Annotated in this window: 4 protein-coding genes; all 4 read right to left on the reverse strand. The window is 44.4% G+C overall.

What is annotated here, in order from left to right; genetic code table 11:
* Positions 1 to 42 precede the first annotated feature (42 nt).
* The 4 genes from DWX84_RS13765 to DWX84_RS13780 all read right to left on the reverse strand — a co-directional run bounded on the left by DWX84_RS13765 (position 43) and on the right by DWX84_RS13780 (position 6,911).
* Positions 43 to 1,707: a RagB/SusD family nutrient uptake outer membrane protein gene (locus tag DWX84_RS13765; protein ID WP_121960706.1), complete on the reverse strand. Its 1,665-nt coding sequence runs from the start codon at positions 1,705 to 1,707 to the stop codon at positions 43 to 45.
* 18 nt (positions 1,708 to 1,725) lie between these two features.
* Complete coding sequence (locus DWX84_RS13770) at positions 1,726 to 5,166, reverse strand: TonB-dependent receptor (RefSeq protein WP_121960728.1); 3,441 nt, start codon at positions 5,164 to 5,166, stop codon at positions 1,726 to 1,728.
* A 143-nt stretch (positions 5,167 to 5,309) separates the two neighbouring features.
* Positions 5,310 to 6,293: a FecR family protein gene (locus tag DWX84_RS13775; protein ID WP_048926994.1), complete on the reverse strand. Its 984-nt coding sequence runs from the start codon at positions 6,291 to 6,293 to the stop codon at positions 5,310 to 5,312.
* Positions 6,294 to 6,368: 75 nt separating this feature from the next.
* A complete protein-coding gene (locus DWX84_RS13780; RefSeq protein ID WP_005863538.1) occupies positions 6,369 to 6,911 on the reverse strand; it encodes an RNA polymerase sigma factor in 543 nt (180 codons plus the stop codon).
* Between the last annotated feature and the right edge of the window lie 67 nt (positions 6,912 to 6,978).

Genomic DNA, 6,978 nt, shown 5'->3' on the forward strand with positions numbered 1-6,978 from the left:
CACCAGTGCAAGGCCATTTTTACCGGAATATAAGGCATTACCCTACCACCCCGGGTTGTTCGGAGCCAAGTTCGGGTTCAGATACAACTCATCCAACGGAAGGGAATAATAGTAATGCTTCGGGGTCACAAAGTTACGATTCTCCGCCGGTTCCACAATCAAGAATCCATTTTCGTCTGTCAAACCGGGATTTCCCTCGTTCAAGACATCCAAGTTCTCGTATTCCGAACCTTTCAGCTTAATGCCTTTTATGGCACCTATCAATTCCGTCTCAGCCGTCTTCCAACGTCTCAAATCATCCCTGCGGAAGCCTTCGAACGCTAACTCGATCGTACGTTCCCGACGGATCTCCGTCCGCATATCCAACCCATTGCTCTTCACGAAAGCGTTGGTCAGAGGAGGCATCTCCACGCCTTTCCGGGAACGGATCACATTGATCGTCTTGTTCAAGATGTCATCGCTGATCGCCCCGTCTTTCTCGTAAGTGGCCTCAGCCAATATCAGCAATACCTCCGGATAACGGATGATGTGATAATCATATACATCCTTGTCAGAAGGAACGGAAGTCTCCGCCATATATTTCCACAACTTATAACCCGTACGTGTCTCGGGACGTATGGTAAATTGCGGCGGGCAGGTCAAGGCGCCGTCTTGCGGACTGATATAGTCGGTTCCGGGCATCAAGAAGGTCTGTTTCATACGAGGGTCACGATTCTCATATTCGCTCTTGATCGTGGCATATCCCTCAAATCCGGAATTAGCGTTCTCAATCGGCAATCCCGTACTCTTACACAAATACATATCGGCCAGCTTACGGGTAGGCGTCCCTCGCCATCCCCAATATACAGGGCACGCGTCGCTATGGTGGCGGATATCCGTCTCGTACCGACTGTCGAAGATACCCTCTTTTGAATTATCGCCCGCATTGATAAACAAGTAGCGGTAGCTCTCCTCACCAGAGCCTTCATATAAAGCATACTCACCACTATCGATCACTTTTGTAGCGGCATCGATCGCTTGTTGCAACAACTGCTGATAGTCCGAACGGTGCTGGTGATACTTCGCCCACGTCCCGGCAAACAAGGCAACCCTCGCTTTCAATGCCAAGGCAGCGCCTTGGGTTACACGTCCCACCTCATCCGAGCTTAACTCACTTTGCAAGGGTAGTTTAGAATACACCTCGTTGAGTTCCGACAAGATGAAGTCTTCCACCTCCTGTTGCTTATTCCTAGAACCATACAACTCCGGGGAATCTACGGTAAGCACCTTCGTCAAGATAGGAATATCGTTATATTTCGCCATCAACCGAAAATGCGAGTAAGCACGGAAGAAACGGGCCTCAGCCACATACCGCTCGATCTCCGAGGGATCGCCCTCGTACGTCTGGCTCTTCTCGATAATCATATTGCTCTGACGCAGGTCTATGAAAGTAGAGTCCCATAGGGCATCCGTATTCGGGGCGATCAACGTACCGTTGCTCGTCGTATTCTCGTTCAACTCATAGGCGATATCGCTATCCGTATCCTTCGTGCCGAACGTCTCGGTACGTGTGTAGAGCCAATTGACCTCTTTCTCGAAATCATCCGGGGTTTTCCAGAATAGCTCGTCCGGCATATTATCTTTTGGCAACAGGTCTATATCTTGGCAACTTGACAAGAACAAAGCGGAAACAATAAAGCTTCCCAATATTATCCGATAGTTTTTCATGACTTTTCGCTTTAATTTTTAAAATACGACATTTATACCAAATGAATAATTACGGGTAAACGGATAGGAAGTAATGCTACCGCTGTTCTCCTCCGGGTCCCAACCATTTGGCGTGTTATGTACCTCAAATAAATCCTCGCCGGAAAAATACACCCGCACCTTCTGCAAACCGGCCTTCGAGGTCAAAGTCTGCGGGATCGTATAACCGAACTGCAAGTTTTTCAAACGAGCATACGCAACGTTAAACTTCGTGTTCGTAGATACATAATAATTGTAGTTTCGTTTATCCTTCAACGTGATCGCCGGATACTGGGCGTCCGTTCTTTCCGGGGTCCAAGTCTTTCCATACCAATACTCGGCGGATTGATACCATGCCTCTGGCATCGGGCACCGGCTCTCCCCTTCCAAGAACATCGTCCTACGGCCGACTCCTTGTATGAAAGCACTCAAATCGAATCCCTTCCAAGCCATACTCAGGTTAAAGCCGAAATTATAACGCGGGTTCTTGTCGCCCAAGTATTTCACGTCACCGGAGCCTTCTTTACCATCACCTAATACGGATAGCTTCCCGTCTCCATCCAAGTCCTTGTACATAGCGTCACCTACGCTCAAGTCACCCGGGATACCCCCTTCCGAGAAACGAGATTTATACGCCTCCAATTCTTGCTCATTCTGGATGATTCCATCAAATTCATATCCGAAATAGGAATTCAACGGATATCCGGTCGGAGTCTCGTTATTACCTAATTGGATCAGGTTACTTCCAACTCGATCCACGACCTTGTTTTTCGCGTCACTGATATTAAAGCGAACCGAGTAGCTGAAATCCTTGATCTGATCCCTCCAGCCTAGAGAGATTTCCCATCCATGAATACTTAAATGCCCGCTGTTCGTGCTCGGAGCGTCCGCACCTAACATAGAAGGATATGTCTTCGGGATAAGCATATTCTTATTCTCTTTCCAGAAGTAGTCGAACGATCCATATAAACGGTTATTGAGCGTCGAGAAATCAAATCCCACATTGGTTGTCTGGATCGTCTCCCATGTACGAGAGGTAGAAATAATATTTCCAGACGTAGCCATTTGTCCTTTTACTCCAGCCCCGAAAGGATAATAATCGTTCGATAAAGAGATCAATTGAATATAATCATACAATCCGATACCGGACTGATTACCCATCTCTCCGTAAGAAGCTCTTACCTTCAAGTCCTCGAACCAACCTAACCGTTTCATGAAACCCTCTTCTCCGACACGCCAAGCCGCATTTACACCCGGGAACCATCCCCAACGGTGATCCGGATCAAAACGGGAACTACCATCCGCACGGATCGTTCCTTCGATGACATATTTATTGGCAAACGTATAATTCACTCTGGAGAAGAAAGAATTAATCGTCCACTGATTTCCCTCGCTCCAAGCGTTTTGATCTTGGGCGCTACCCAATTGCAAAGACATATTTTCTTGTTGGTCGAAGTTAATACGCTTCGCCGTGAACCTATCATAGTTCTCAGACTCATGGGAAGTACCGACCATCACGCTTAAATCATGCCGGTCATTGAAGTTCTTTTTATAATCAGCATAGAGCGTGAAGTTCTTGGATAAAGTTTTCTGGTAACGACGCTCCGCGCTATTCGGCGTACGTTTCTCCCGGACCTCGTTATTATCCCAATCGTAATTGATGATTTTCTTGTTCGTCACGTTCTCATCCTGATCATACTTACGGATCACGGCTTGCCCCACCAATTGTAATCCGTCGATCACTTTCCAGCGTAATTGGTTGTTGACCGTTATATTACCTGTAGTCTTATTCACCATACCCCCGTCTTCCAATACTTGAGCCGGATTATCGAAACCCTCGAATGTATAGAAAGTTCCCGACGGATTGTACATCGGAGTCCAAGAGCGAGTCTTATAAATCAGTTCCCATATATTTTGTCCTTCCGTCAAACCCGAGGAATAGTCCCTGTTGCTTGCCTCATAAGCTAAATTAAGATCGTAAGTCAAGTTCTTGAAGATCTCGACGCTCGATTTAGCACGTACGAAGTAACGCTTGTTCACATCCTCACCAAATTTAGGGATACCTTCCTCCCGCTGATGGCCTAAAGACAACATATACGAGTATCTCTCTCCACCGCCGGAGATATTGACATTGTAATTCTGCATATTACCATTGCCAATAAGCATATCATTCCAGTCTTGATCCTTGAAGAATTGCGGATAACCGGTCCAACGCCCCCATTCCGCATCAGTCAACACCAGATCACTATTCTGCCGGATCAGGTCCAATTGATCTCTCGTGTATTCTGGAGTGAATGATCCATCGGTGATCTCCAAGGCCATCTCTGCATGTTGTAATAGATTCGCCGGTTTCCTTAACAACGCAGGAGTCTTAATAGAGTAATATGCATCAAAAGCAACAGATGTCTTCTGATTGCGCTTACCACTTTTCGTTGTCACCAGAATAACACCATCCGAGGCACGAGCACCGTAAATAGCGGCCGTACCATCTTTCAATACGGAAATATTCTCGATATCGGAAGGATTGATCATATTAATGTTTCCCTCCGCTCCATCAATCAAAACAAGGGGAGTACCACCGTTGATAGAAGAGACATCACGAACCTTCATGGTCATGTCCGAACCCGGAGCGCCTCCGGCACGTGTAATCGTCAAACCGGGTACCTCTCCCTGCAAAGCCTGAGCCGCATTCTGAATCGGACGAGATTCAAACGCTTTCGCGTCGGCCCTAGATACGGCACCACCCAAGTTCGCTCTTTTTACCGTACCATAACCGACAACTACAACCTCATCCATTTGCAAAGCATCTTCCCGTAACTTCACGTTCAAATTCGCTTCCTTGCCGGGACGCAATTCCGTCATGGCATATCCGATGTAAGAGATTTGAAGGACACCGTTTTCCGATACCTCCATCGTAAATTTTCCATCAAGGTCCGTAACCGTTCCGTTGGTAGTACCTTTCTCAACTACGTTCGCACCGATAATAGGTTCTCCATTCTCGTCGGTCACTACACCTTGCACTAAATTCTTCTTTTGCAAAACGGCTTGTGAGGAAGGGGCGGCTTTCTCGTTTTTTGTAGAGGGATTAATCAAGATGAAATTATTCTCCGTAATCTCATACTTTACGCCTTCCCCTGCGAAAAGACGCTTTAAAATGGTTTCCACCGTCTGCTCTTTCACATGTACAGATACTTTCTTATTCAGGTTAACCTTCTCGCTCTCGTAGATAAAACGGAAGCCAGACTGTTTCTCTATCTTGAAAAGAACCTCCTTTATTGTCTGGTTATTAACGTCCAAAGACAACTTTGTCTCTTGCGAATAGACAGAGGCCGAGATCTGAAGTGAACATGCGATAGAGAATAATGTCGTCAATCTCATAATAGACAAAGTTTTTTTAAGGACCGGAGACTCTTCCGGCCTTGCTATATTCCAAAAATTCATATATTTGTAATTCGATTGTTTGTTAACACTAGTGTTACGAGCACTAATTTTAATGATCAAAAAGATGACGGGGAATGTTCCAGCATTTCCCGTTTTTTCATGTGTATTCATGCGATTCCTGTTCTTTACTTCATAGGCAGACTTTATTTAGAGGTTATACTTATATTTTTTCCTTTCACGTTATAACTTATATCACTCAATCGGGATAGTACGCCCAATATATCCGTTATGGTTTCCTCCTGTATGACTCCATCGTAATGTATACTATTCCCCAAATCCTTTTGAAGATGGATAGTCACATCGTACCTCCTCTCCAAATATTTACAGACGGAAGCTAGCGGCATATGATCCATATAGAGTTTATCTTCCAGCCAACTGTACGAATGAGATAACACGCCCGATGTCGGTCTCATCTTGTTGGTTTGCTTATCGAAAATCGCCATGTCACCGGCGTTCATTAGCAACTTATCATTCCCATGATCCAACTCGATACAGCCTTCCACCAACGAGGCTTCAACTGTTTTTTCATCCGTATACGCTTGCAAATTAAAAGAAGTACCATGTACCTTTAAGCGTAATCCATTGCTCATCTTGATCACGAACGGTATCTTGTTCTTCGAGACATCGAAGAAGCCCTCTCCTTGGAAATTCACTTCCCTGATATTCTCCTTCGCGTTATAAGAATACGTAATATCAGATCCAGAATTCAGCTTAACAACGGAACCATCCGGCAAGACCACCTCCGATCGGCTTCCGTAATCAGCGGTCATTCGAACCAGCATTTCCGGCTGTTTATCAAATACTCCCATTTTCGAAAACCCGAGGACAAGCAATAAAGTAGCCGCCACTCCTGAAATGATATATCCGATATTCACCAAGCGTTTCCGCTTATTATCTCTCTCCTTATTGATACGATCGATCTTATCCCATGCGTATTGAGCATTAAAAGTTTCTTGCTCCAGATAAGAGCCTGTTTCTTTCCAGATCTCTTTATACCGTTTAAAATCTTCTTGATTAGACTCATCCTCAGCCAACCATTCATCCAGAACCGGATCCACGATCTCTTCATTCATCCTCTCCGATAAATGGTCAACGATGTGTTCTCCTATTTGCTTTTTCTTCTCCATGAGTCTAGTCTTTATTTAAATGACACCACAAATAAAAAAAGGTCCTATACGAACCTTGAAAATTTTCTCATTATTTTATACCTCCTTCATCTCCAGACATTCCTTCAACTTCTGTAAAGACATCCATATTAGATTTTTAATTGTTTTCACGGATATAGATAGTTTCTCCGATATTTCTTTCTGCTTCAATCCTTTTACCCTGTGAAGAAGTAACACTTCTCTGCTCCGATCCGGCAAATGGTCTATACAATCATAAAGAGCGATCCTAAACTCTTCTGTTTCCAGTTGATTATCCTCATAGGATAGAAGTAATAAGTCTTGATTCTCTGATAAACTTCCCGTCTGCACCTTTGATCGGATAAAGTTCAAGGCCAGATGTTTAGCCATCCGATATAAATATCCTGATACATTTTCCTTTATCTCTATTCTCCCCCTATTTTTCCATAAATTCAAGAAAAGCTCTTGAACAACATCCTCCGCATCATTTCTATCCATCAATAGACTATACACATACTGACAAAGACGCCCGTAATAACGATCAAACAGTTTATTATAACTGATATAATCATTATTTCCGATCGCTATCATTAAAACCTTATCGGCATGAATTTCCTGCATACAATCTTTATTATCATGAATATTCGCAATCGTCTTTACAGGTAAATGAGTTTCGGCAAGACTATGG

Source organism: Parabacteroides sp. AF21-43, from assembly GCF_003635435.1.
Lineage (GTDB): Bacteria > Bacteroidota > Bacteroidia > Bacteroidales > Tannerellaceae > Parabacteroides > Parabacteroides distasonis.